Source organism: Deltaproteobacteria bacterium HGW-Deltaproteobacteria-18, from assembly GCA_002841885.1.
Lineage (GTDB): Bacteria > Desulfobacterota > Desulfovibrionia > Desulfovibrionales > Desulfomicrobiaceae > Desulfomicrobium.
Window position 1 is genome coordinate 25063 of the sequence record PHBE01000018.1, and the last position, 24311, is coordinate 49373.

The window sequence follows — 24311 nt, forward strand, 5'->3', positions numbered from 1 at the left end:
CATGTAACCGCCGATCAAAAGGCCGGGGGCGGGGTAGCCGTGAAATTCTGCTGCCTTGTTCTTGAATTCCTGAAAGGAGTAGGAGCCTACGTGCATGTATTCCTCGCGGGGAAAGGTTTTTGTTTGACCGGGAAGATTTAGCAGTGGAGCGGCAAAAAGAGAACTTTGTGAAAAAGGTGGATAACACGCAACAAAAAAGCCGATCACAAGGATCGGCTTTGATGTCTGGAGCCCACAAGCAGGATTGAACTGCTGACCTCGTCCTTACCAAGGACGCGCTCTGCCAACTGAGCTATGTGGGCTTTCGTGTGGTCGGGATGAGAGGATTTGAACCTCCGGCCCCCTGAACCCCATTCAGGTGCGCTACCAGGCTGCGCTACATCCCGACACGAGAAAACGCTTCTAGGTAGAGCCTTGTGCTTTGTCAAACACTTTTTTGATTTCAGGCAGAAATAGAGTGGGAACTTTTGAAATTGTTTGTTTTTCCGGGCTGCTGATTTTGTGGCCCGATAGGGCAACGTTGAGCACGGACGGAAAAAAGGCCGCGTTTGGCCCTTTTTTCCGTCCGCTGGATGGGGCTAGATCTTAAAACGCGAAACCTGGTCCTGCAGGCGTTCGGCAAGTTCGGAAAGTTCCATCGCGCTTTGCTGCACGGTCTGGCTGCTTGCGGTCATCTCGTCCGAGGCCGAGCGCACCTTTTCGATGTCGGAACTGATGGAGTGGGTCATGGACGAGCTGGTGGCCACGTTGGAATTGATTTCGTTGATACCCATGGACGCCTGACCGACATTTTCCGCGATGTCGCGGGTGGTCACGGACTGTTCTTCAACGGCTGCCGCGATGGTGCTCACGATTTCATTCATCTCGGCAATGACTCCGGTGATATCGGAGATGTCGCCCACCGTCTGGGTGGTTACGGACTGGATTCCCGTGATCCTCTCGCGGATGTCCTCGGTGGCTTTGGCCGTCTGCTGCGCGAGTTCCTTGATCTCGTTGGCCACGACGGCAAATCCTCGCCCTGCCTCGCCTGCCCGCGCCGCCTCGATGGTGGCATTCAGGGCCAGCAGGTTGGTCTGGGAGGAGATGGCGGTGATGGTTGAGGTTACGGCGCTGATTTCCTTGGCGGCCGTCCCCAGTTCGTCGACTCTGCCCGAGGCGGCCTGAGCCTTGGACACTGCGCTGGCCGTGGTGTTCTTGGCCCGTTCGGAATTCTGGGCGATCTCGTGGATGGTGGCGGACATCTCTTCTGCCGCCGTGGCCACGGTGGTCATGTTCATGGAGGCCTGCTCCATGGCCGCCGAGACGGAGTTCATGTTGCCGCTGACTTCCTCTGCCGCGCTGCTGACAGTGGTGGCCATGTGTGCAGTCTGGGCCGATCCTTCGGTCATCTGGGAGGAAATGCTCGACAATTGCGTTGACGCCGTAGCCAGTGACTGGGTGGCGGTGTTGATTTCACCGAGCATTTCCTTGGTGCGTCCGACCATGGTGTTCAAGGCGTCCGACAGATGTCCTATGGCGTCCTTGGCCGGGTGGGCAAAGGCGATGGTGTAGTCTCCTTCGGCCACCTGCAGGCTCTTGGTCGCAAGCTGGTTCAGGGGTTTGGCGATGCCGCGGATGAGCAACACGGCAATGAACACGCCGAGCAGCATGATCGCCAGGCCGACGTAAATACACTTGGTGATGATCTCCGTGTCCAGCCCGCGAACCATCTGGTCATTATTCAGGCCAACGGCAAGATGCCAGTCCCAGGGCTCGAAGTGCTGGGTGTAGGTGATCTTGTGTTTCGCGTTCCATTCGTAGTCGAGGAAACCGTCATTGTGGCCGCGGAAATAATCCCCGATGCCGGGCTCTTCAAAAATGTTTTTCCCTTCGAGGGTGGGATGAACCAACACCTCACCCTTGGAATTGTATACAAAAAAGTAGCCGACACCGCCCGCCTTGATAGTGGTCAGCATTTCGCGCAGTTGCGGGGTCAGTATCTTGCGCCCCACGAAGAGGACCGCCACGATCTTGTCGTCCGCGTTGTACACGGGCTTGTATGAGGTCACATACCAGTCGTCGACCACAAAAGCGCGGCCGTTGTAGGTCTCGCCGCTCATGACGGTCTTGTATACGGGGCTGTCGGCGGGGATGTAGGTATCCACCGCCCGGTCCGTTTCGTTGATGCGCACGTTGGTGGAAATCCGCAGCAGTTTGTCGTCGAGGACCTGAAAGATGGTGGTCACCCCGCCGGTCATGAACTGGATCTTGTCGACGATGCCCGTGTTGCCGTTTATGACGGTTCCTCCGAGCATGAGCCTCGGGATGCTGACCTGCTCAACCTTCTTTGAGACCTGGTTGGTGATGGAGCGGTCCAGCATGTAGCTCGGGTCCAGATCAAAGGAGCCGTAGCGGTCCAGTTCTCCCTCCAGGATGGTCATGTCGCCGGTGAGCTTTTCGAGTAAAAGGGAGTTCTGGGTTTCCAGGGAGATGAAAACGGAGTTGTTGATATTCTCCAGCGCATCCCGTCCGAGACTTTCGAGTCCGTCTTTTACCAGCGTGTTGGTAACTGCGATTACCGAAACCATGGACAGTATCAGGATGGACAGGATTCCTGTAAACAGTTTGGTGGTGAATTTGATGGACTGGGTATTGATCATGCGCCCCCCTCTTTTGAAAGCTTGAAATTCAATTCAATGATTCTGAAGAGTACTTATTTGATCCGAATAAATCAACAAGGATTATTAATACTAGATACTTGAAAAGTTTATTTGCGTGCGTATTACGCACCTGCGCGTCAGGCTCGCAGGGTGGCCTTGAGGCGGTTGGGGTGCAGCAGCAGATCGAGACCGGCCTCGATGCCGGGAACCAGGATGTGAGCCGAGGTGAGGGCGGCCCTTGCGATCCCTTCGGGCTGGAGCACGGCCATGGACAATCCGGCTTCCTCAAGCATGACGGAGTCGTTGTTGCCATTGCCCAGGCAGGCGCAGGACAGGGCCGAAAGTTCGCGTACATATTCGGCCTTGGCCGCACGTTCGTTGCCGGCGGGCAGGACATGCACCGTATAGTCTGACTGGCCGAATGTTGAACGTACAGTCCCGTATGTGTCCGCAGTAAGGATGTGGATTTGCAGCTTGCTCTTGAGTTGGCTCAGGCGCGAAAACACGCCGGGTTGGACCCGGCCGTCAAGGGCCAGCGTGCCGTTGTAGTCCAGAACCAGGTGGTGCAGTGTGCGTTGTCCGAAGCCGGAGATGTCGAATTCAATCATGGTAATGCTCGGTCCTTGCCGGGAAAGGGGTGTTTTTTGGTATGGAGGCATCATGCCCGTCGGCCGGACCGTTTTTTGAGAGTGTCTTGTCTTCGTACATGCGCTGATCGGCGGCCTTGATGAGGCTTTCCAGGCTCTGGGGCGGCTGGTGGCGGGCCACGCCGACTGAAGCGGAAATTCGCAGATTTGTATCCAGGGAGCAGGCCTGCCCGACATCGATGCCGGCCAGTGTCCGGCGTAGGCGGGTGACAAATGTCAGGGCCATGTCTTCGTCCGTGTCCGGGAGCAGGATGACGAATTCGTCTCCACCGAGGCGTACGAAGATGTCGTATTTGCGGATCATGGCCTTGATGGACCTGGCCACCGCCACCAGAATGGCGTCCCCAGCCTCGTGTCCGAGGGCGTCGTTGACCGCCTTGAATCCGTTCAGATCGATGAAGAGCAGGTGCACGGGGAGCTTTTTGCGCGCCGCAAAATCGAGGATGCGCCCGGCATGACGCTCCAGGTAGGTGCGGTTGTTCACTCCGGTCAAGGCGTCGCGCACGGTCAGCTCCTCAAGCTGAGCGTGTTCCAGGGCGGTGATCAGGGTGCAAGCCAGGATGTCGCAGAAATGGCTCAGAAAATCAGTGGCCTTGTCCGGGGCATAGCGCGTTGGGTCCGGATCATAGGCCGCCACCACGCCAATGATCTTGGAGTGCACGTATTTGTGTCCGAGGGCGAAGATGAAGCAGGAACCGGAGGGCGGAGGCTGTTCCAGCCCAAGGAAAAAGTCGGGCTTTTCGATTTGTCCGACCTCGCCGAGAAAAAGCCTGGGAGCGTGCGGGCTGGGCGAGAATTGTTTCAGGCGTTCCCTGAGCATGGCGGCCGAAGCCCGGCCGACCCCCTTGGGAATGCGATGCTCGAAAAGGTCATGGTCCAGAACGACATGCAGTGTGTGCAGATTGCGCAGTCCCCGGATGGCGTCCAGCGTGGCGGGAAGTTCATCCAGACGCTTGGCTTGCTGAACGAGATCGACGGTCCCGCGAAATGTTTCAAAAGCGTCCAGAATGGCCTTGTAGGCGGAGATCATTGACTCGAAACTGCTTTTCGAGGTGCGCAGCCTGCGTTTGAGCCCCTCGTTTTCCAATGCCGGCGCGGAGGAGGAAAGGGGGACGCGCAGGATCAGTTGCCGGGCCCAGACGACAAGTTCCTTGAGGTGGGCTTTGAATGCGACCGGGTCGTTCGTTCGTGCGCTGCCCTCGATGGCGGCGACGAGGCTTTTCAGCTCCGTCAGAAGGTTGCTTTGTCCTCGCGGCATGGATCTTCTGCTCAAACCAGCGTTTTCAAAGCGACCAGCACTTCGGCTGCGTGTCCGGCCGCCTTGACCGAAGGCCAGGAGCGGCGGATGATTCCAGAGGGGTCGATGAGGAATGTGGAACGAGTCACGCCCATGTATTCCCTGCCGTAGTTTTTCTTGAGCCTCCAGGCCCCAAATTGTTTCAGAATCTCATGTTCGGGGTCGCTCAGCAGCTCCACCTCCAGGGCGTGCCTGCCCGTGAAATTCTGATGGGATTTGACGGAGTCCGGGCTCGCGCCGAGGACTACGGCATTCAACTTCGCGAACTGATCCTTCAGGGCGGAAAATTCTTGTGCCTCAACGGTACAGCCGGGAGTGTTGTCCTTGGGGTAGAAGTAGAGAACCACCCAGCGCCCCGCGTAGTCCTCAAGCCGGATGTCGGTTCCGGAAGCGCCGCCGAGGCAGAAAGGGGGAGCCGGTTCGCCGGGAGCGGGAATTTTGAAGTCGGTCATGAAAAACTCCTTGGGAAACAAAGTCTCCCGCCAAACTCCTAGCGTAACCCCCGGGTGCGTGCAAGGTCAGGGTCGCAGTTTGAGGGAACGTCACCCTGCGGCAAAGCCATCTTCGCGTACGCGCAGGGTCAGGGAATGTCGGAAGCACTCAGGCCCGCCAGGTAGCCCGTTGACAAGGCCGCCTGCAGGTTGAAGCCGCCCGTGTCGGCGTCCATGTCGAGTATTTCTCCGGCCAGAAATAGCCCCGGGCAGATTTTCGATTGCATGGTCTTGGGATTGACCTCGGCCAGGTCTACGCCGCCGGCGGTGATGATGGCCTCTCGCAAGGGGCGGTAGCCACTGACGGTGAAGCGCAGTTCCTTGAGCCACAGGCGCAGGCGTTTGCGTTCCTCGGCGGAGATCTGATGGGCGGCCTTGTCTCCGGCCAGTCGCGTCTGTTCAAGGCAGACGGGGATAAGCTTGGGAGGCATCAGGCCGCGCAGCAAGTTTTCCATGTGCATCTTGCCGTGCTCTCCCAAGTCGCGCAGCAGGCGGGCGTCAAGCTTGGCCGGATCCAGGGCGGGTTTGAGATCGATGAGTATCTCGGTCTTTTTGCCCTGGTCCACCGCACGCACGGCAGCCTTGCTCAAGGTCAGGATGAGGGGGCCGGACAGTCCGAAATGGGTGAAGAGCATCTCGCCCATGTCTTCTCCCGCCTTTTTGCCGTCGACGCGCAATTCGACGCGGACATTCTTGAGCGACAACCCCTGCAACCTGGCTGCAGTATCGCCGGCGGTAATCAGTGGAACAAGCGCCGGAGCGATGGGCACTATGGCGTGTCCGAGGCATTTTGCCAGGTCGTAGCCGTCCCCGGTGGAGCCGGTCGCGGGATAGGAGGCCCCGCCCGTGGTCAGAATGATCCTGTCTGCCGTGAGGGTCTGAGAGCCGAAAGAGACTTCGAATTGCTCGTCCTTGCGGTTGATGCCCCGTACCCGGCATCCGGTGCGGATGGTAACGCCCTTTGCCCTGGCGTTGCGGACAAAAGCGTCCACAAGATCCTGGGCGCTGTCGCTGGCTGGAAAAAGGCGTCCGCCGCGCTCTTCCTTGGTCGGAACGCCTAGAGCGTCCAGAAGTGCGATGGTGTCCTTGGTGAAAAAATGGGACAGGGCCGGGCGCAGGAAACGAAAATTCTTGCCGAAATGGGTCAGGAACTCATCCAGAGGCGCGGTGTTGCCGATGTTGCCGCGGCCCTTGCCGCAGATTCGGAGCTTGCGGCCCGGACGGTCCATGCGTTCGAGCAGGGTGACGGAAGCGCCCCCGGATGCTGCGGTGGCAGCGGCGAGAAGACCGGCAGGCCCGCCGCCGATGACTATGACGGAGTGGTTCATGGGATTCCTTCAAAAAATTACATTCTGAAGTGTGCGGGGCAGGATGTAAAGGCAGTTGAGCACGGATCGGCCCCCAGCCTGAAAATTAAGTTCGATTTTCTTTGGTAGCCGGCCAGGAGGATGTTTGGCAGGTTCGAATTGTGGTTTGGAACATGTGAAACCCGGCCTGCTCCCGGGCAGCTTCCCGAAGGCGGAAGGCTGCCCGGGAGCAGACCGGGTAACGTTACCATTGATGGCGTGTTTGAAAAGCCGATCTTGCGCGATTATTCGTCGTCTTCGGAGTCGCCTGATTGATCGAAGATCACGCAGGATTCTTCGGAGTCGTAGCGCACCACCAGCACTGAGCACTGCGCATGCCGGACTACCTTGGCCGTGTTTGTGCCCAGAAGATAGTCCTGCAGTTTGAGCCGATGCGCAGGCATCACGATAAGGTCCGCATTTATTTTTTCAGCCATACGCAAAATCCTTCTATAGATGGATCCTTGCGCGACAAGATAATTAACGTCTATATCTTCAGGAATATAGACGCCAACCATCTCATGAAGCATCTCCTCTGCCTCGGCGACAATCTTGTCGCCGGCGTCAGGAGGAAAGTAATTGGCAACAATGGGCATTCCCATGTCAGGTACTACTGTCAGGATATGCAGTTGAGCTTTGTACAATCGACAAAGTTCAATTGATCTCTCCAAGCCCATGCAGCGAGCGCGATCGTCAGACTCCTGCAAATCAATGGGGACAAGAACGCGTTTGTACATGCAGTGCCTCGCCTTTTTAGGTGGTGACTTTTTTCTTGGTCTTTTTAACCGTCATTTGCCATGCGACAAGAAGGAAGAAAACGCAAACTCCCAGAATCTGCATTCCAAGCCTGTCAAAGGGCAGGTACGGAGCAAATGCTCCGGGTCGGAATGTAGTGGCGCAAATCGCCAGCAGCAGCAGACGCTCCGCCCAGTTGCAGCTTTTGACCAGCCAGCCCTGGATCGCCGAGGCGAACGCAAACATGGCGACAATCCCGGAAAAGAAGATCCACGCGATGTGCAGGTAGTCGTCAAGCCAGATGATGTCACCGGTGGCGGTCACTCCTGAGATCATGAGCAGATCGGTGTTAAAGAGAAAAATGAAAGGCAGAATCCCGGTGCGCAGGTCATAGGCGAAACCCTGCACACCGGTTTTAATCGGATCGGAGCGTGCAATGGCCGCTGCTGCATAGGCGGCAAGTCCCACCGGAGGAGTGTCGTCGGCGAGAATTCCGAAATAGAAGACGAACAGATGGGCCGCGATGACGGGGAAGACCAGGCCCGCGTCGGCACCGAGCTGCACGATGACAGGAGCCGTAAGAGTGGCCATGATGATGTAATTGGCCGTGGTCGGCATGCCCATGCCCAGGATCAGGCTGGTAATGGCCGTGAAGATGAGCATCAGGACCACGTTGCCCATGGAGATGGTGTCGATGAGGGTGATGAAACGGCCGACAAGGCCGGTGATGGTCACCACGCCGACAATGATGCCTGCCGTGGCGGTGGCAACGCCCACGGAGATCATGTTGCGGGCGCCCATGATCAGGCCGTTCCAGATATCGACAAGACCCTGGCGGAAGGCTGCGGTCATGAAACGCTTGGTGTCCACGTCCGGATCCAGGGTGCCGGCGCGGCGATGGGCGCTCATGGTCAGGTAGGCGATGATCGGGCGCTGGATCAGCATGATCACGGTCAGGCTCTCGATGGCCAGGAGCGCCGAGGTCACGGGTGATCGACGTACGACGACCAGAAAAAAGATCAGTACTGCCAAGGGGATGATGAAATGGCAGCCCCGCAGCAAGGTCTTGAAGAAGGGCGGAAGCTGGCTGCGTGGAATGGCCTTGATGCCCAGCTTCATGGATTCGACGTGTACGACCCAGAAAAGGGCGATGTAGGAAATTATCGCTGGCAGGAATGCGGCCCGGACGACATCCAGGTATGGAATGCCTATTATCTCGGCCATGATGAAGGCTGCCGCGCCCATGACCGGCGGCATGAGCTGGCCGTTGGTGGAAGCCGCGACCTCCACTGCTGCAGCCTTGTATGCCGGAAAGCCGACCTTCTTCATCAGCGGGATGGTGAAGGTACCCGTGGTCACGGTGTTGGCGATGGAAGAGCCCGAGACAAGCCCTGTCAGACCCGAGGCCAGGACTGCGGCTTTGGCCGGCCCGCCGCGAAAGGTGCCTAGCGCCGAGAAGGCCACGTCGATGAAATATTTTCCTCCGCCTGCGCGGTCAAGCAGGGCGCCGAAGAGGACGAAGAGGAAGACGAAGTCTGTCGATACGCCAAGAGGCACACCGAAAATACCGGTAGTGGTCAGGTACATGTCGCTGATGATGAAATCGAGCGGTACACCCCGATGTCGGAGCACTTCAGGCAGATAGGGGCCAAAGACCGTGTAGGCCATAAAAACGGAGCCAAGAATGGTCAGGGCCGGGCCCAGGGAGCGTCGGGCGGCTTCAAGCAGTAGCACTATCAGGATGATGCCCATCCAGATGTCCATGGTGTTGGGCAGGCCCTGGCGATTGATGAGCTGGTCGTAATCCCACCAGATGTAGAGCGCTCCGGCCGTGGCCAGCGCCGCAAGTACCATGTCGTAGTAGGGAATGTAGGTGCGTATGGAGCGCCTAGCGAAATTGGGTATGACTTTTCTGGTCCACTTGACCCACATGGGCGCAGTTTGCTGCTTGTAGGCAGGATAGGCAAGGAAGGCCAGACACACTGCAAACGCCAGGTGCCAAGCCCGGGCGATGTGCGAATTCAGGGGCTGGTAGGCCAGAAAAAGCTGAAAGCCGGACCAGCACAGGCATAAAAGTGTGATCGCTCCCGACGCGAAAAAATTCGAAGGTTCCCGTGCGCCTGCTTCGACCATGGCCACGAGGTCTTCGGCGGCCTTTTTCATGCTGGCGGAAGATTCTTTTTCGGGGGCGGCGTGATCTTGTTTGGGCGTTTCGTGTTCTGCCATGACAATGTCCTTGCATCAGAGAAGTGAGGCGGAAGAAAAAGCGGGCCTTTTAACAGACAAAGGGGCCGTGTGGCCCCCTTGTCAGGATGAGGCTACATCCAACCTTTTTCCTTGTAGTACTTGAGCGCGCCGGGATGCAGCGGGGCGGAGAGGCCCTGCAGCATTTCCTTGGGGTTCAGGTTGCGGAAAGCGGCGTGGGAGGCTTTGAGTTCGTCCAGGTTCTCGAACACGGTCTTGACCATGTCGTAGACCACTTCTTCGGACACGGAGTCATTGGAGATGACGGTCGCGGTCACGGCGTAGGTTTCGACATCCTTGTCCACACCCTTGTAGGTGCCGGCCGGAATCTTGGTCATGATGTAATAGGGATGCTTGGCCACGAAGTCTTTGATGCCGTCGGAATTGATGGGGACGATGTCGAGATCGACGGACTGAGCCGGCTCTTCGACAGCGGCGCTGGGGTTGCCGACTGTGAAGAAGAAGGCGTCGATCTTCTGGTCGACCAGGGCGCGGGAGGCTTCAGCCTGCTGCAACGCCTCGGCGCTGAAATCCTTGTTGAAGTCCAGGCCGTAGATGCGCAGGACGTCTTCGGCATTGCCGCGCTGGCCGGAGCCGGGGTTGCCGATGTTGATCCGCTTGCCCTTCATGTCCATGACGGTCTTGATGCCGGCGTCCTTGCGGGTGACCAGCAGGACGGTCTCGGGATGCATGCTGAACACGCTGCGCAGGCCCTTGACGGGCTTGCCTTCCCAGTCGGCAGCGCCGTTGGCACCCTGCCAGTTGCGGTCGGACTGGGCCACGGCAAAGTCAAACGCGCCACGGTCGATGGCGTTGATGTTGAAAACGGAACCGCCCGTGGGCCGACCGATGTAGTTGTACTTGTCAGCCGCATGCTTGTTCATCATGTTGCTGAGCTGCAGCGCGACCTGGTAGTAGACGCCTGTGATCGAGGCTCCGCCGAAGAGGATATCCTGTTTGGCCATTGCCTGCGGCGCGGACACTGCCATTCCGAGTACGACCACAAGGGCGACCAGCCATTTTCTTCCAACCATAAGCACCTCCATCTAATGAATTGTTGTGAATCAAGGACAAAAAATCCACTACGTTGTCGATCTTCTATGCTGAAGATCATTCATTCTGTCAAATTGCGGGGGGTTGGAAAAATCACGCGCTTTCTGCATGATTCCAGATTGCTGCGATTGTTGCAGCCGTGAGTGCCGCTCGCTCGAGCAGCGTGTCCTTGAGAATATACTCCAGATCGCTGTGATCCAGATCGCCCACGGGGCCCAGCCCATCGAGCACGGGCACGCCAAGGCCGGCAATGAAATTGGCATCGGACACGCCCGAACGCAGCTCCTCGGGCAGGTCGTAACCAAGAATCTGCGCCTGCGCGCGGGCCATGGCGTAAAGCCGCCTGTTCCCTTCCGACTGGGGCATGGCCGGTCGCCCGGACTGTTCGGTCAGTGTGCCCACGGTCCCGGAAATCGTGGGCCGTGAGACAATCCGGTTCAGATCCTCTTCGAGCCGTTGCCGTCCCTGCTGGTTCAGGAAGCGGGCATCGAGGGCCGCCGTGGCCAGATCGGGCACGGTATTGGGCCCGATCCCGCCTTCGATCCGGCCGACATTCAGGGTTATCTCCCGGCCGTCGTTCAATCCTTCGAGGGCGATGATCATGTGCGCCAACTCCAGTATGGCGCTGGCCTTGGCTCCGCCTTTGGCCGCATGCCCGGCCTGGCCCCGAACTGTCAGCAGCATGCCGAGCCGCCCCTTGCGGCCGGTGACCACCTCTCGTCCTGCGCCTGCGCCTTCGAAGACCAACGCGGCCAGGGCGCCCTGCGCCTCTTTCTCAATCCAGGGGCGCGAAGCATGCGAGCCGATCTCCTCGTCGGAATTGCACAGCACGGTAATCGGAATTTCGTCCAGAAGACCCAGGTGAGCCAGGGCTTTCAGGGCCTGGACCGCGACCACGAGGCCTCCCTTCATGTCATAGACGCCCGGGCCATGGCAGCGCTCGCCATCCTCGCGGAACGCGGTGAAGGCTGTGTCGGCGGGGAAGACCGTATCCATGTGTCCGACCAGCACGATCCCCTTGCGTCCTTTTGCGGCCGGAGCGGTTCTGGCCTGGACCATGTTGCCGTGGTCAGCGAAAGGCAGGACGCGCACGTCCGGCACTATCCCCCCCAGGATCTCCGTCATTTCCGCGGCCATGCGGTCAAGGCCCGGCTTGTTGCGGCTACCGCTTTGGATCTCGACCAGCCGCCGCAGCTGCTCGAGGGCTTCGCTGCGGCGGGGGGCCAGAAACGATTGGATTTTGTCGTGCATGACCGGGATCATTTCTCGTATTTGGCGAAGCCGAAGTCCTGACGGGCGTACTCCCTGGGATCGGGATCGGGATACATGACCTGTTCTCCGCTCCAAGGCTTTTGCATCTTTACGTGTCCCTGTGCGTGTTCGAGTACATTGGTGCGGTGCAGCGGGATCTTTCCCCCGGCAGTGGCGATGTAGCGTGGGATGGCGTCGCCGGAGATGTTGCCGTACATGCTCTCGATAATGCTCTGCCCAACGGCCACGGGCACGCGCAAATGCATGAACTGCGGATTGCGGTAGCTGCAGTTGAAGACATAGTAGGGCCGGACATAGGCTTCCTGGATGGTCTCGCAGAGTTTCCACATCTTGACGCTCGTGTCGTTGATGCCTTTCAAAAGCACGGCCTGGTTCATGACCGCGGCCACGCGTTTGGAGAGCGCCTTGAAAGCGGCCTTGGAGACCGGCGTGATCTCCTGCGCGGTGTTGATCTGCGTGACCACGCGCAGAGGTTTTTTGTCGCTGCTGGCCTCAAGGATATCCAGGAGTTCGCTGTCTATGCGCTGCGGCGTGGTCACGGGGATGCGCGTGCCGAGTCGCTTCATGCGTACATGATCGATGGCGTCGAGTTCGCCCAGAAGCCACTTGAGCATGCTGTTGGGCAGGACCAGGCTGTCGCCGCCGGTGACGAGCACGTCACGGATCTCGGGGTTGGCGCGGATGTACTCCAACGCCTCGCCATAGGCTTCCTTGCCGTAAAGGCGGTCCTTGGCCCCGATGTGGGCGATGCGCAGGCAATGGGTGCAGTACATGGCGCACATGTTGGTGGCCTTGATTGTCACCACCCTGGGGTAAAACTGGTCGATGAGGCGGGCCGGGGAATGGTCCGCGGCCACGGGAGGGATCTCGACACCGGCGTTGTCGATCATCTCCCCGGTAGGCACGGACTGCAGCAGGACGGGATCGTTGACCTGGCCTGGCAGGATGAGGCTCGCGTAATAGGGCGTGAGGCGCATGCGATAGGTCCTGGTGACCCGCAGCACGTCCTGCACTGCCTTGGCGGGCAGATCGACCACCTTGGAAAGTGTCTCGACGTCCTCGATGGCATGGCGAAGCTGCCCGGAGTAGGAGTTCCAGTCGTCCTCGCCCATGCCCAGGACTTTTTTGATGCGCGCCTGGTTCTCGAGCATCCGGTCCCAGACCTCGATGCCGCTGGGAGCTTCTTTGGGATGCCGTTCCAGGTATTCGGTGACCCGGTCCTGGGCCGCGTCGACGATGTTCAGGGCCTTGCCGACACGGCCGCCCACCGTGACCCGGTGTTCGTCGATCTGTTCATGCTTCACGGCCAGCGCCTCAAGGCCGTCCCGCGTCATGCCAAGCTGCTCGGGAGTCCAGCCCTGTTCGTCATGGATTTTTTCCAGGGCGGCGAAAAGGGCGACGATGGGGCCTGTCAGCTTTTCGGCCTCGGCCTGCCTGAAAAGTGCGGCTATGGTCTGGCACTCATCGCCTGATGGCGTGCCGTCATTTTTCATGGTGAACAGTTTTTCAAAGAGATCCGTCGTAAACGCGTCCAGGGCATTGATGCTCATCACTTGTCATCCTCGCTTGATACCTGTGGTTGTGAGTGTTTGCGGATGGAGTCGCTGAGTTGCTCGATACCCAGGCGAATGTCTTCATCGAGCAGGCAGCGGTCGCGGGCCACGGCCACGACCCTGCCCAGAAACGTGCCGGGCATGACGGCCTGTTTGCCGCCCACGTGCTCGACCACGATCACGCCGTGCTCCTGACCATTGCTCACGATCTGGCGAAAGAGTGTCCGCTCGTCCTCGTCCACGGGGACGATGTGCTCGGTTTCGGCCTCGTGTTCGAGCTTGAAATTGTAGGTCCGCCAGCAGATCCCCTTGAGGGCTTCCTTTATCTCCACCTTGTTGTCCGGGAAGCGGTCGAACATCACGGCGTGATATTCGAGCTCCAGAAGTCCCGGAGTTTCCGGCGGCAGGGCGTTCTCAAGGGTGCAGCACATCTCCATGGTCGTGCCCTGCTTGCGGGCGTTGACCTCCACGAAAAAAATCCGGCCCTGGTCGTCGACGATATAGTCGCACCCGAAGATGCCGCGATAGCCGCCGCGTCCCATGACCTGGCCTATTCTGCGCGTTATCTCGCGCAGTTCCTGCTGCGTGGCGTCGGGTTGCTCCGAGGGAAAGGTGGATCCGCGAAACTTGTTGCCGTCGTAGATTTCCTGATCGGCGGTGGCCGCGATGAACACGTCCTGAGCGTTGGCCACGATCCCCAGGACCGTGGGGTCGGCCACGTGCGGGATGTAGCGGCTGATGAAGAATTTGCCCCGCAGATGTCCGGTCTTGGTTTCGATCTCTTCCTGCGTGCGGGCGACAAAGCTGTTCACTCCGGCCGCCGAATAGGGCTGGCTGACAAAGATGCCGTCCGGCCACTCTTCCCAGAGTTCCCGTGCCGTATCCATCATGTCCTGCGCATCCTGGCAGACACGGTAGCTGATCAGCGGCGCGACGTCTTTGAGGCGTTGCAACTGGTAGAGCTTGTTGTTCCAGATGTTGGCGATGTGGCCGCTGGGCCCGAGGATGCGCACGCCTGGGATCAGTGCCAGGGTCAGCTCGGGCACGGATTCAAAGACATGGATGAAGACATGCCCCTGCTTGTCGAGAAGCTGGCGGATCAGCTCGTTGACCGTGTCCGATGCGGAAACCAGGGAGGCAAAGGTCCGTGGCGGGATGCGGAAGCTGACCTTGCGCCCCTTTGCCCGGAAAAGCTCCCGGGCCATGGGGTTTATGACCATGGTGTTCTTGTGCGGATAGGATTCGAGAACATCGGGCAGGATGGAAATGAAATCGAATTTCTGGCCGTGAATCTTGGAGAGGGTCTCCTTGAAGAACTGGTTCAGGCAGTCCGTTTTTATTTCGCCGATATACAGGAAATAAAACGTGTCCGGGTCAAGTTTGATATCCGAAAAGAGTATGTCCTCGTCTTCCATGATCATAACCGCGCCTCCACGCAACAGAATTGGCCCGGCAACGCCATTGTCGCGGGCATTTGTTTCGCTGGCCCTATCGATTGATTCCGCAAACCGCAATTATTTGCTTGGTTCGGCGCAACACCACGTCCGGATTCCTGCTCGCGGCACCGGATTTTCGGTCGGCTGAGCCCCGGTTCTGGTTTTGCGTCGATTTCCAGGCCTTCCGTTCAGTCCTGCTTGAGCCGCAGGGTCATCGTGGCGGGCTTGCCTTCGGTGATGCGGTACACGAGCTTGAGCTTGTCGATGGCCGTGGCCATCCCTGGAATGTTGATGAGTCCCGAGGATTCTCCGGACTTGAGCTGCACGGGAACGCGCAGGGGGATGGGGTCGCCTTCGACCGGAATGAGGGTCAGGCTCTCGAACGTGACTGTCGCCCCGTCGATCTTGAAACGCATATTGTCGATCTTGCCCAGCTTTTCGCCCACCGGCAGGGTCGCCGAAGTGCCCGAAGCAGACAGCTGGACAGGTTCAAGGGCGGTCCAGGGCCCGGCCACGGCCGCCGTGGCCGGCAGGATGCCCAGCAAAAGAGCGCACATAAGGATCAATCTTTTCATGGGTAACTCCGGTAATTTTGTGTTTACTGGTCCGTACGCCGTGCAGGGGCCGGGATCAAGGGCGGGTTTGTATTGGGGGGCATGCGTGGCGAAGGGCAGCCGCGATGCGGGGCTAAAAAGAGGTATTCCCTAAAACGCGATGAGCCCTTATCAGCGTTTCTCATGTCAACCGATTCAGAAAAACGTCAGCACGATCTTGAAGCCGAACTTGCGGTCCTGCAGGCCCGCTTGCGGGTTCTGGTCGATGGCTCGCCTCTTGGAATTTTTTTTGACGACGCCAGCGACAAGTGTGTTTTCGTGAACAGGACCTTCTGCGAGATGATGGGCCTGTCCGAGGAGGAGGCTCTCGGGGACGGTTGGGCCAGGACAGTTCATCCGCAGGACCTGCCGAGGCTGCTGGGTGAACGGGCCGGAGCCGTGACCGGAGGCGCGCCGCTTTTTCGCGCCGAGTATCGCTACGTCCGCCCGGATGGGCGAGTGGGTTGGGTAGAGGAGCAGACGCGGCCGGTCCACGGTCCGGACGACAACCTGCTGGGGTACGTCGGCACCCTGGCCGAGATCAGCGGGCGCAAGGAAAAGGAGGCGCTGCGGGAGCGGCATAGCGAAGCATTGGAGGAACGGGTGCGGGAACGTACCGCCGAGCTTGTGGCCCAGACTGAGCGGCTGGCCGAGATGAACGCGGCGCTCAAGGTCCTTTTGCGCCAGCGCGAAGAAGATCGCGAAGATCTTGAACAGGCCGTGCTGGCCAATGTCCGCCGTCGCATCGTTCCGACCCTGGATCGCCTGCAAGGTCTTTGCGCAGGGGATGAGGTCCGTTTGCTGGCCGATCAACTCCGCCGTGGTCTCAAGGAACTGACCGAGCCGTTCTGTCATCGGCTGTCCACGGTCTGCCAGGGATTGACCCCGACCGAAATCCAGGTCGCGGAGCTGATCCGCGAGGGACTCGGCACCAAGGAAATCGCCGCCCGTCTCGGGGTCGGCGCCTCCACCATCGATACCCACCGTCATCATCTGCGCCGCAAGCTCGGACTCAAGGGCCGCCTGGACGGCTTGCGCGCTCACCTGCTCTCTCTTGAGCCCTGATATGGAGAAATCCTCCATATTTTCTCCGCAATAAACTGCTATTGTCATTTTGTGGCCTGACTGTTTCAACGACTGTCCAATCTTACCAAGGAGGACAGAATGAAACCAAATGAAGGCAACGACGACAAGACTCTGCTGAACACGGGTCTGGCCCGCATGTTCAAGGGCGGGGTGATCATGGACGTGGTCAACGCTGATCAGGCCCGCATCGCCGAAGAGGCCGGGGCCTGCGCGGTCATGGCCCTGGAGCGGGTTCCATCCGATATACGGGCCTGCGGCGGCGTGGCCCGCATGTCCGACCCGGGCATGATCCGGGAGATCATGGCTGCGGTTTCCATACCGGTCATGGCCAAGTGCCGCATCGGACATTTCATGGAGGCCCGCATTCTTGAAGCCGTGGGCGTGGACTACATCGACGAGAGCGAGGTCCTGACTCCGGCGGACGAGGAATTTCACATCGACAAGAACGCATTCAAAGTGCCGTTTGTCTGTGGTTGCCGCAATCTGGGCGAAGCCCTGCGCCGCATTGCCGAGGGCGCAGCCATGATCCGCACCAAGGGCGAGGCAGGCACCGGGGACGTGGTCGAGGCCGTACGCCATGCCCGGACCGTGCAGAGCCAGATCAGGCTGGTGCGCGAAATGCCCTCCGAGGAGTTGGCCACATATGCCAAAAATATCGGGGCGTCCCTGGAGCTTCTGCGAGAGGTGCGCAAGCAGGGACAGCTGCCGGTGGTCAATTTCGCGGCCGGCGGCGTGGCTACTCCGGCCGATGCAGCGCTCATGATGCAACTGGGCATGGATGGGGTTTTCGTGGGTTCGGGGATTTTCAAGAGTGGAGATCCGGCCAGAAGAGCGCGCGCCATCGTGCAGGCGGTGACTCATTTCGATGATCCGTCCATTCTGGCCCAGGTCAGCGAAAATCTTGGCGAGGCCATGTCCGGCATCGCGGTTCGTTCCCTTGACGCAGCAGAGCAGTTCGCGGGCCGGGGCTGGTAATGCGCGTAGGCATCCTGGCCCTGCAGGGCGCTTTTGCCGAGCATGTCGAAATGCTTGGTTCACTTGGGGTGCATGCCGAGCTGGTCCGTTCTTGCGCGCAGCTTGAGGGACTGGACGGACTCATCCTGCCCGGCGGCGAGAGCACAGCCATGCGGCGTCTGGCAGGACTGTCCGGGCTTGATGCCGCCTTGCGCGATTTCGGGGCGGCCCGTCCGGTCTGGGGCATCTGCGCGGGACTCATTCTGCTGGCGGCCAGGGTCGAGGGCGAGGCGCCTTTTCTTGGACTTATGGACATGGGGGTCGCGCGCAATGCCTACGGCCGTCAGCAGGAAAGTTTCGTGTCAAGCCTGAGCGTAGAGGGGCTCTCGGAGTCCGCCCCCTTTCCGGGCGTCTTCATCCGCGCTCCGCAGGTGCTCGAAACGGGTCCGGGGGTGAAGGTCCTGGCCTTTCGGGGAGAGGCCCCGGTGGCCTTCCGTCAGGGGCATCTCATGGCCACGGCCTTTCATCCGGAGTTGACCGGGGACGGGCGCGTGCATGCCTGTTTCCTGGATTTGTGCGCTTATCCGGCACGGCGAACCCTGGCCGGATAAGCGCGGCGCAGCAATGCAAAAAGGCCGGAGCGGTCCGGCCTTTTCAAGAGGGAGTGCAGGTCTTTTCAGGAGTCGCTGAACATGGTGCGCGGGTCAAAGCCCATGATGAAGGCTCCCCAGTGCTTGCCGTCGACAAAGATGGGCATGGACAGGTCGTTCAGGATTTCGCCTGTGTCGCGCATGTAGGTTTGCAGCAGGAGCGGGTCGGTGTGCGAGCACCTGCGCTGCTCGGTGTGGTTGCTCTGGTAGATGCGCTGGTGCCGGCTCTGCAGCAGATCCTTGGCCGGGTCGCCGGTCATGGCCTTGGACACGGCCCCGTGATGGATGGGCAGGTAGCCCTTGCGATCGATGGCCAGGCAATAGATGGTCCCCGGGATCCTTTTCTGCGCTTCGTCGACGACGTTCTGCATCTCCTTGACGAAAACGTCGCTGAAGGCGGTGACGTATTTCTGCGGCGACGTGTTCGGCACGGCCTTGTACTGGGTGTCGAAGACGTTGAAGCCCCGTTCCTTCATGCCCTGAATCCGGGCCTGATAGTCGTCGCGGATCTCCTTGGCCGTGTCGATGACCGTGTCGAATTTTCCTTCCCCGGTCTTGAAGCGCGCCACCAGTTCGAGCATCCGCTCGGTGACGGAGTTCAGGGCGTCCACCGAGGTGGCCGAGGAGTTCATGTCCTTGGCGATCTCCTGGCTGAGCTTGTTGATGTTGTTGACCTTCTCGGTGACGTCGTTGTTGTTGGTCGACAATTCCTCGATGGCGGCCGCGATTTTGATCAGTTGGTCGTTGGCCGTTTCAAAGTCGTCGATCATGCGCTCGAAATTGACAGTGGCCGCGGTCACCACCTGATCAGTGTCCCTGGCATAATCCAGGATCTGCGCAGTTTCGGTTTGAGTTCGTTCAACAATCTTGATCATTGCTCCGATATTGTTGGAGATTTCTTCCGTGGCTGGCTTGATCCGGCGCGAGAGTTCGCGCACTTCCTCGGCGACCACGGCAAAGCCCTTGCCGTGCTCGCCGGCCCGGGCCGCCTCGATGGTGGCGTTCAGGGACAAGAGATTGGTCTGCTCGGAGATGCCGTTGATGATGGTCACGATGCTCAGGATGTTGGCCGAACTTGCGCCCAGATCGTCGACGGTGTTGCGGAAGGATTCGACGATGCCGTTTATCTTGTGAATCTTGTCCGTGACGTCCTGCAATTCCGTGTGCGACCTGTGGGCGGTGTTCAGGTTGCTGGTGGTCTTTTCGGCTACATACTGCGTGTTCTGCGCGATTTCGGCGATGGCCGCGTTGGCCTCGTTGCTGGCCACGGCCACTTCCTCGGCAATGGAGCCCTGCGTTGCGGTCTTGTTCCTGGTGTCGAACACGGACTTGGCCATGCGGGTACTGTCGAGGGCGATGTCGATGCCCATCTTGCGGATTTTTTCCACCAGTTCCCGCACGCTCGACAGGAAGCTGTTGTAGCAGCCGGAGATGTGCTTCAGATCCGGGTTGTCAAGGTCTGCCATGGTGCAGGACAGGTCGGCCTCCTGGCCCTGGATGTTCTGGAACACGGCGTTTATGTCGGCGATGCCCCGCTGCGCTTCCCGGTGCAGAATCTTCATGCAGACGGCGCCGATACCCACGGTCAAGAGCAGGATGATTCCGGCCACGCCCCACGACAAGGGCGGAATGGCGGAGCTTGCCGTCACGGCGATCCAGATGATGCCTGCGGCATTCAGGGCCAGCAGGGTCAGGACTGTCGCCGTGATCTTGCCTCGCAGCGTGGAGAGCATGGGCGTGTCCGAATTTGGGACTGGATCTGCGTTTTTCATATCAATACCTCGTGTTCCGTGAATTTCGTGCAAACATGTATAAATGAGCCAGCCGTAAAAGAGAAGAACGCATTCGCAGGAAAAGTCAATCCTCCAGCCGGCGGCGGTCAGGGCCTCTCTTATGGACAATGACGGGGGGATGCCGTTATCAGGTACCTCCAAACAACGGAGGTGCCCCCTTGAGTATCTTGATAAGAAAAGTGCGCCTGAACGGAGAGCTGGTTGACGTGCTCATCAAGGGCAATCGCTTCGACTCCATCGGAACGGACGTGGACTCGTCCGCCGATGTGATCATCGACGGGTCGGGCAAGGCCATCCTGCCGTCCTTCCACAACGCCCACACCCACGCCGCCATGACGCTGATGCGCGGCTATGCCGACGACATGGACCTGCACACCTGGCTTGCCGAACACATCTGGCCTTTCGAGGCGCGGCTTGGCGAGGACGACATCTATTGGGGGGCGAAGCTGGCCTGCCTTGAGATGATCAAGTCCGGGACGACTTTTTTTGCCGACATGTACTGGCACTGGAAGGGCACGGCCCGAGCCGTGACGGAAATGGGCATGCGCGCAGCCCTGTCCGCAGCCTTTTTTGATTTCGAAGATCCGGCCCGCGCCGAGACCATGAAGCGTCAGGTCATGGATCTGCACGCCGCCAGCGCCGCGTTTCCGGACCGTGTTCAGTTCATTCTCGGGCCCCACGCCATCTACACCGTGTCTTCGGACTCCCTGCGCTGGCTGGGGGAATACGCGAACCAGCACGGGCTTTTGGTGCACCTGCACCTTTCCGAGACGCAAAAGGAGGTCGAGGACTGTCTGGCCAAGCATGGCAAACGGCCCGTGGAGTATCTGCACGAGCTTGGCCTGCTGGCCCCGAACCTGATCCTGGCGCATGCCGTGTGGATGAACGGGGCGGAGATGAAGCTTCTGGCCGCGCACGGGGTGCAGGTCGTGCACTGTCCCGTCTCGAACATGAAGCTCTGTTCAGGGCAGTTCGACTACGCTGCCATGAAGGCCCATGGGGTTGCCGTGGCCCTGGGCACGGACGGGTGCTCTTCAAACAACAATCTCGACATGATCGAGGAGATGAAGATCGCCTCTCTTCTGGCCAAGGTCACGTCCATGGATCCCACCGTCTTTCCGGCCCAGGAAGCCCTCGACGCAGCCACCCTGAACGGGGCGCGCATGTACGGGCTCGATGCCGGACGCATCGCTTCGGGCAAGCTGGCCGATTGCATCCTGGTCAATCTGGAGCACGTGCGCATGGTCCCGGGGCACCACCTCGTCTCCAACCTCGTCTACAGCGCGAACAGCTCCTGCGTGGATACGACCATCTGCGACGGCCGCGTGCTGATGCTTGGCGGCAAGGTCGAGGGCGAGGAAGAGATCCTGGCTCAGGTCCGCGCGACCTTGGCCAGGCTCAATGCTCCGCGGGAGCCGGAGGGGGATGCATGCTCCTGATCTACACCGGCAACGGCAAGGGCAAGACTTCGGCCTGCGTCGGTCAGGCCATCCGCGCCCTGGGCCAGGGGCTCACCGTGGCTTTTGGGCAGTTCATGAAGAGAGGCGACCAGGCCGGCGAGCAGGAGATGCTGGCAAAGCTGCTCGGTGAGAATTTTCTGGCGTCGGGAGCAGGCTTTTACCGCAACACGGATTACGACACCCATCGCGAGAAGGCCTTACAGCTTCTGCACTGGGCCGGGGAACGTCTGGACCGGGGTGTGGACATGCTGATCCTCGATGAGACCCTGTATGCCCTGAACCACGGGCTGCTTCTGGAGGATGAGGTGCGGGAGCTGATCAGGCGTTGCAGGGATCAGGATCGCCATCTGGTCCTGTCCGGGCGCGGCGTTCCGGCCTGGATGGTGGAGCTTGCCGACATCGTTTCGGACATCACCGAGGTCCGGCACATTTACTCGGAGGGCGGCAAGGCCCGCCGCGGGATTGAATTTTAAGGGGCGCGGTCCGGCTGTTTTTTCAATCCCCGTCCCCCAGATTTTCCGGTTTGATGACGATCTCCCCGCACCCGGCACAGACGCCTCGGTGCAGCCTGTTGCGCAGGATCGTGAAGCCGAGGCGTTCCACGACCATCTGTCCGCATCCGGGGCAGATGGTGTTTTCCAGATCCGATCCCGGCACGTTGCCGACAAAGACATGGGAGAGTCCTGCGGCACGTCCGATGTCGTAGGCCCGCTTCAGCGTGTCGAGGGGTGTTGGCGGGTGGTTCAGCATCCGGTGGCATGGGTGGAAGCGCGAGACGTGCCAGGGAGTCTCCTTGCCCAGTTCATCGTGCACGAAGCGTGCGATGTCGCCCAGTTCCCGGTCCGAGTCGTTCAGTTCGGGGATGATCAGGGTGGTAGTTTCGATGTGCCAGCCCAGTTTTTTCATGTGCACCAGATTTTTGAGTACAGGCCCCAGACGTGCGGCGCAGATGTCGCGGTAGAATTCCTCGCGAAAGGATTTGATGTCGATGTTGGCGGCCTGGATCAGACCGCCCAGCGCATCCAGGCACTGAGGGCTCTGGAAACCGTTGCTGACCATGATGTTGGCCAGGTTTGCATCCAGGGCCAGGAGCGCGATTTCGCGCATGAGTTCGAAAAAGATGGTGGGCTCGGAGTAGGTGTAGGCCACGGACGCGGCCCCCGATGTCTGGGCCATGCGGATGATTTCCCGTGGAGGGATGGCCTCTCCGCTGAGCGCCTTGCCCTGCCTGGGAGGCTGCGAAAGGCTTGCGTTTTGGCAGAATGCGCAGGCCAGGTTACAGCCCTGGGTGCCAAGGGAAAGGGTTTTGGTCCCGGGCAGAAAATGAAAGAGCGGTTTTTTCTCCACCGGGTCGAGGTTCAGGGCCGCGACCTTGTCGTAAGCCAGGGAGAAGAGTTGTCCCCCCCTGTTTTCGCGTACTCCGCACTGCCCTCTGGCCCCGTCTTCGATATGGCAGAAGTGGGCGCAGAGCTGACATTGCACGGAGTTGCCCTCCAAGGGACGCCAGAGGAGCGCGGGCGCTATCATATCCTACTCCTTGATGTTGATCTCCGGAACGATGATGACGGGGCCAAGGCCGGAATCCTCTTGTGGCGGAGTCGTCGGCGGCGAGACCAGAATCAGCGAGCCGTTGTCCGGGTCTGAATGGATGAGGATGCTTTCGTCACCGTTTCCTGCGCCGCCGATCTGCATCACGGTGTCCTTTGCCGGGCCGGAATCAATGATGATTTCCGCCTGCGCCGCCTGACCCATGAAAATGAAAAGGCAGACCGTCGCAAGGATCGGCCTTGCCAACGTCGTGTTTTTTGCTTTACTTGGTTCAGCCGTGAGTTTATGCAACTTGGCCTCCAGATGAAGAATGATTTGCATTAACATAGCTGGTTGAAGACGAAGAAACAAGGAGTTGTACATGTCCCAGCGAGACAAGGCCTACAAGGATGCCGGGGTTGATATAGAAGCGGGCAACACGTTCGTTTCCCGGATCAAGTCCATGGTAGCATCGACCTACACCAAGGGCGTTGTCAACGATATCGGAGGATTCGGCGGGCTGTTCAAGCCTTCCATGTCCATGGTCAACGAGCCGGTGCTGGTGGCTTCCACCGATGGCGTGGGGACAAAGCTCAAGCTGGCCTTCATGTTCGACAGACACGACACCGTCGGCATCGACCTGGTGGCCATGAGTGTCAACGATATTATTGTTCAAGGCGCCAAGCCTCTGTTTTTTCTTGATTATTTTGCTACGGGCAAGCTCGATATCGACAAGGCCGAAGCGGTCATCAAAGGCATCGTCGAAGGCTGCAAGGAAGCCCAGTGCGCCCTCATCGGCGGCGAAACGGCCGAGATGCCCGATTTTTACGCCGACGGGGAATACGACCTGTCCGGTTTCTGTGTCGGCATGGTCGACAACGACAAGGTCGTGGACGGCTCAAGCATCGGCGTGGGCGACATCATCATCGGCCTGGCCTCTTCGGGCGTACATTCCAACGGCTACTCCCTGGTGCGAAAGATCTATGAACGCTCCGGCCTGCAGCCTGCCGATATTTTTCCCGGCACGGACCAGACCGTGGCCGAGGTCCTGCTCACGCCCACCCGCATCTATGTCGAAGCCGTGCGCAACGTCATGCGGGACTGGGAGATTCATGGCATGGTCCATGTCACCGGCGGCGGCTTCTACGACAACATCGTGCGCATCCTGCCCAAGGGCGTGACCGCACAGATCCGCTTCGGGTCCTGGAGCATCCCGCCCGTGTTCGAATGGCTGAGGACCCAGGGGAATCTGAGTTGGGAGGAGATGCTGCAGATTTTCAACAGCGGCATCGGCTATATCATGGTCGTCAAGAAGGATGTGGCCAAGGACGTGGTGCACCGGCTGGGCGCCCTGAAGCAGGACGCCTGGATCATCGGCGAGATTGTCGAGCGGGTCGAGGGCGAGGAGCAGGTCCGCATAGATTTTCCGGTCGCGGACGCGTGAGCTGACCACAAGGCGGTCAGGGACGTCCTTTTCTTTTTGAGAAATGATTGAACCCCGTCTGGTTTTCCAGGCGGGGTTCTTTTTGGCCTTT

Annotated in this window: 21 protein-coding genes, 2 tRNA genes and 1 pseudogene (1 of these 24 running past the window's edge); 6 read left to right on the top strand and 18 right to left on the bottom strand. The window is 59.5% G+C overall.

Annotated elements, in window-relative coordinates:
• The 15 genes and pseudogenes from CVU60_14795 to CVU60_14865 all read right to left on the bottom strand — a co-directional run.
• Nucleotides 1–96, bottom strand: a pseudogene (locus CVU60_14795) (trehalose-binding protein); it reaches 1531 nt to the left of the window's first position.
• A 130-nt stretch (nucleotides 97–226) separates the two neighbouring features.
• Nucleotides 227–302: transfer RNA gene (locus CVU60_14800), tRNA-Thr, on the bottom strand.
• Nucleotides 303–309: 7 nt separating this feature from the next.
• Nucleotides 310–386 (bottom strand) — tRNA-Pro (locus CVU60_14805).
• Nucleotides 387–578: 192 nt separating this feature from the next.
• On the bottom strand, nucleotides 579–2639 hold the full coding sequence (locus CVU60_14810) for a methyl-accepting chemotaxis protein (GenBank protein ID PKN40608.1): 2061 nt from the start codon (nucleotides 2637–2639) through the stop codon (nucleotides 579–581).
• A gap of 137 nt (nucleotides 2640–2776) precedes the next feature.
• Nucleotides 2777–3247, bottom strand: coding sequence for an ATPase P (locus CVU60_14815; protein PKN40609.1), 471 nt, complete (start codon nucleotides 3245–3247; stop codon nucleotides 2777–2779).
• The gene (locus CVU60_14820; GenBank protein ID PKN40610.1) at nucleotides 3240–4544 is read right to left on the bottom strand and encodes a GGDEF domain-containing protein; all 1305 of its coding nucleotides are present in this window, start codon (nucleotides 4542–4544) and stop codon (nucleotides 3240–3242) included. The genes CVU60_14815 and CVU60_14820 overlap by 8 nt, the downstream gene beginning before the upstream one ends.
• A gap of 11 nt (nucleotides 4545–4555) precedes the next feature.
• Nucleotides 4556–5035, bottom strand: a complete 480-nt coding sequence (locus tag CVU60_14825) for a peroxiredoxin (GenBank protein PKN40611.1) — start codon at nucleotides 5033–5035, stop codon at nucleotides 4556–4558.
• Between the two features lie 128 nt (nucleotides 5036–5163).
• Complete coding sequence (locus CVU60_14830) at nucleotides 5164–6402, bottom strand: aminoacetone oxidase family FAD-binding enzyme (GenBank protein ID PKN40612.1); 1239 nt, start codon at nucleotides 6400–6402, stop codon at nucleotides 5164–5166.
• A 263-nt stretch (nucleotides 6403–6665) separates the two neighbouring features.
• Nucleotides 6666–7157: a universal stress protein gene (locus tag CVU60_14835; GenBank protein ID PKN40613.1), complete on the bottom strand. Its 492-nt coding sequence runs from the start codon at nucleotides 7155–7157 to the stop codon at nucleotides 6666–6668.
• Nucleotides 7158–7173: 16 nt separating this feature from the next.
• On the bottom strand, nucleotides 7174–9381 hold the full coding sequence (locus CVU60_14840; GenBank protein ID PKN40614.1) for a C4-dicarboxylate ABC transporter: 2208 nt from the start codon (nucleotides 9379–9381) through the stop codon (nucleotides 7174–7176).
• Between the two features lie 92 nt (nucleotides 9382–9473).
• The gene (locus CVU60_14845) at nucleotides 9474–10433 is read right to left on the bottom strand and encodes a C4-dicarboxylate ABC transporter substrate-binding protein (protein PKN40615.1); all 960 of its coding nucleotides are present in this window, start codon (nucleotides 10431–10433) and stop codon (nucleotides 9474–9476) included.
• A gap of 112 nt (nucleotides 10434–10545) precedes the next feature.
• Entirely contained in the window at nucleotides 10546–11715 is a 1170-nt protein-coding gene (locus CVU60_14850) for a peptidase M20 (protein ID PKN40616.1), read from the bottom strand.
• Nucleotides 11712–13274 carry a KamA family radical SAM protein gene (locus CVU60_14855; protein PKN40617.1) on the bottom strand — a complete coding sequence of 521 codons (1563 nt, stop codon included), beginning with the start codon at nucleotides 13272–13274 and terminating at the stop codon, nucleotides 11712–11714. The genes CVU60_14850 and CVU60_14855 overlap by 4 nt, the downstream gene beginning before the upstream one ends.
• A complete protein-coding gene (locus tag CVU60_14860) occupies nucleotides 13274–14695 on the bottom strand; it encodes a hypothetical protein (GenBank protein ID PKN40680.1) in 1422 nt (473 codons plus the stop codon). The genes CVU60_14855 and CVU60_14860 overlap by 1 nt, the downstream gene beginning before the upstream one ends.
• 206 nt (nucleotides 14696–14901) lie before the next feature.
• Entirely contained in the window at nucleotides 14902–15288 is a 387-nt protein-coding gene (locus tag CVU60_14865; protein ID PKN40618.1) for a hypothetical protein, read from the bottom strand.
• An 81-nt stretch (nucleotides 15289–15369) separates the two neighbouring features.
• Between CVU60_14865 and CVU60_14870 the strand changes: the two genes are divergently transcribed.
• The 3 genes from CVU60_14870 to CVU60_14880 all read left to right on the top strand — a co-directional run bounded on the left by CVU60_14870 (nucleotide 15370) and on the right by CVU60_14880 (nucleotide 17957).
• Nucleotides 15370–16371, top strand: coding sequence for a hypothetical protein (locus tag CVU60_14870; GenBank protein PKN40619.1), 1002 nt, complete (start codon nucleotides 15370–15372; stop codon nucleotides 16369–16371).
• 99 nt (nucleotides 16372–16470) lie between these two features.
• Nucleotides 16471–17367 (top strand): pyridoxal 5'-phosphate synthase lyase subunit PdxS, encoded by an 897-nt coding sequence (locus CVU60_14875; GenBank protein PKN40620.1) that lies wholly within the window; start codon nucleotides 16471–16473, stop codon nucleotides 17365–17367.
• Nucleotides 17367–17957 (top strand): pyridoxal 5'-phosphate synthase glutaminase subunit PdxT, encoded by a 591-nt coding sequence (locus CVU60_14880; protein PKN40621.1) that lies wholly within the window; start codon nucleotides 17367–17369, stop codon nucleotides 17955–17957. Before CVU60_14875 ends, CVU60_14880 begins: the two co-directional genes overlap by 1 nt.
• Before the next feature lie 65 nt (nucleotides 17958–18022).
• On the opposite strand, the gene CVU60_14885 is transcribed toward CVU60_14880, so the two are convergent.
• Complete coding sequence (locus tag CVU60_14885; protein PKN40622.1) at nucleotides 18023–19768, bottom strand: methyl-accepting chemotaxis protein; 1746 nt, start codon at nucleotides 19766–19768, stop codon at nucleotides 18023–18025.
• Nucleotides 19769–19947: 179 nt separating this feature from the next.
• Between CVU60_14885 and CVU60_14890 the strand changes: the two genes are divergently transcribed.
• Entirely contained in the window at nucleotides 19948–21228 is a 1281-nt protein-coding gene (locus CVU60_14890; protein ID PKN40623.1) for a chlorohydrolase, read from the top strand.
• Nucleotides 21219–21722, top strand: coding sequence for a cob(I)alamin adenolsyltransferase (locus CVU60_14895; GenBank protein ID PKN40624.1), 504 nt, complete (start codon nucleotides 21219–21221; stop codon nucleotides 21720–21722). The genes CVU60_14890 and CVU60_14895 overlap by 10 nt, the downstream gene beginning before the upstream one ends.
• 22 nt (nucleotides 21723–21744) lie before the next feature.
• On the opposite strand, the gene amrS is transcribed toward CVU60_14895, so the two are convergent.
• Both amrS and CVU60_14905 read right to left on the bottom strand, forming a co-directional pair.
• Entirely contained in the window at nucleotides 21745–22776 is a 1032-nt protein-coding gene (gene amrS / locus CVU60_14900; protein PKN40625.1) for an AmmeMemoRadiSam system radical SAM enzyme, read from the bottom strand.
• A 3-nt stretch (nucleotides 22777–22779) separates the two neighbouring features.
• On the bottom strand, nucleotides 22780–23118 hold the full coding sequence (locus CVU60_14905; GenBank protein ID PKN40626.1) for a hypothetical protein: 339 nt from the start codon (nucleotides 23116–23118) through the stop codon (nucleotides 22780–22782).
• A gap of 40 nt (nucleotides 23119–23158) precedes the next feature.
• Here CVU60_14905 and CVU60_14910 point away from each other — a divergent pair, with 40 nt between their 5' ends.
• A complete protein-coding gene (locus tag CVU60_14910; protein ID PKN40627.1) occupies nucleotides 23159–24220 on the top strand; it encodes a phosphoribosylformylglycinamidine cyclo-ligase in 1062 nt (353 codons plus the stop codon).
• The last annotated feature ends 91 nt before the right edge of the window (nucleotides 24221–24311 follow it).

Bases quoted from the DNA above. Each gene is read 5' to 3' on its own strand.
- CVU60_14810 (PKN40608.1), bottom strand. From the start codon at position 2,639: ATGATCAATACCCAGTCCATCAAATTCACCACCAAACTGTTTACAGGA.
- CVU60_14815 (PKN40609.1), bottom strand. From the start codon at position 3,247: ATGATTGAATTCGACATCTCCGGCTTCGGACAACGCACACTGCACCAC.
- CVU60_14820 (PKN40610.1), bottom strand. From the start codon at position 4,544: ATGCCGCGAGGACAAAGCAACCTTCTGACGGAGCTGAAAAGCCTCGTC.
- CVU60_14825 (PKN40611.1), bottom strand. From the start codon at position 5,035: ATGACCGACTTCAAAATTCCCGCTCCCGGCGAACCGGCTCCCCCTTTC.
- CVU60_14830 (PKN40612.1), bottom strand. From the start codon at position 6,402: ATGAACCACTCCGTCATAGTCATCGGCGGCGGGCCTGCCGGTCTTCTC.
- CVU60_14835 (PKN40613.1), bottom strand. From the start codon at position 7,157: ATGTACAAACGCGTTCTTGTCCCCATTGATTTGCAGGAGTCTGACGAT.
- CVU60_14840 (PKN40614.1), bottom strand. From the start codon at position 9,381: ATGGCAGAACACGAAACGCCCAAACAAGATCACGCCGCCCCCGAAAAA.
- CVU60_14845 (PKN40615.1), bottom strand. From the start codon at position 10,433: ATGGTTGGAAGAAAATGGCTGGTCGCCCTTGTGGTCGTACTCGGAATG.
- CVU60_14850 (PKN40616.1), bottom strand. From the start codon at position 11,715: ATGATCCCGGTCATGCACGACAAAATCCAATCGTTTCTGGCCCCCCGC.
- CVU60_14855 (PKN40617.1), bottom strand. From the start codon at position 13,274: ATGAGCATCAATGCCCTGGACGCGTTTACGACGGATCTCTTTGAAAAA.
- CVU60_14865 (PKN40618.1), bottom strand. From the start codon at position 15,288: ATGAAAAGATTGATCCTTATGTGCGCTCTTTTGCTGGGCATCCTGCCG.
- CVU60_14870 (PKN40619.1), top strand. From the start codon at position 15,370: ATGCGTGGCGAAGGGCAGCCGCGATGCGGGGCTAAAAAGAGGTATTCC.
- CVU60_14875 (PKN40620.1), top strand. From the start codon at position 16,471: ATGAAACCAAATGAAGGCAACGACGACAAGACTCTGCTGAACACGGGT.
- CVU60_14880 (PKN40621.1), top strand. From the start codon at position 17,367: ATGCGCGTAGGCATCCTGGCCCTGCAGGGCGCTTTTGCCGAGCATGTC.
- CVU60_14885 (PKN40622.1), bottom strand. From the start codon at position 19,768: ATGAAAAACGCAGATCCAGTCCCAAATTCGGACACGCCCATGCTCTCC.
- CVU60_14895 (PKN40624.1), top strand. From the start codon at position 21,219: ATGCTCCTGATCTACACCGGCAACGGCAAGGGCAAGACTTCGGCCTGC.
- amrS (PKN40625.1), bottom strand. From the start codon at position 22,776: ATGATAGCGCCCGCGCTCCTCTGGCGTCCCTTGGAGGGCAACTCCGTG.
- CVU60_14905 (PKN40626.1), bottom strand. From the start codon at position 23,118: ATGCAAATCATTCTTCATCTGGAGGCCAAGTTGCATAAACTCACGGCT.
- CVU60_14910 (PKN40627.1), top strand. From the start codon at position 23,159: ATGTCCCAGCGAGACAAGGCCTACAAGGATGCCGGGGTTGATATAGAA.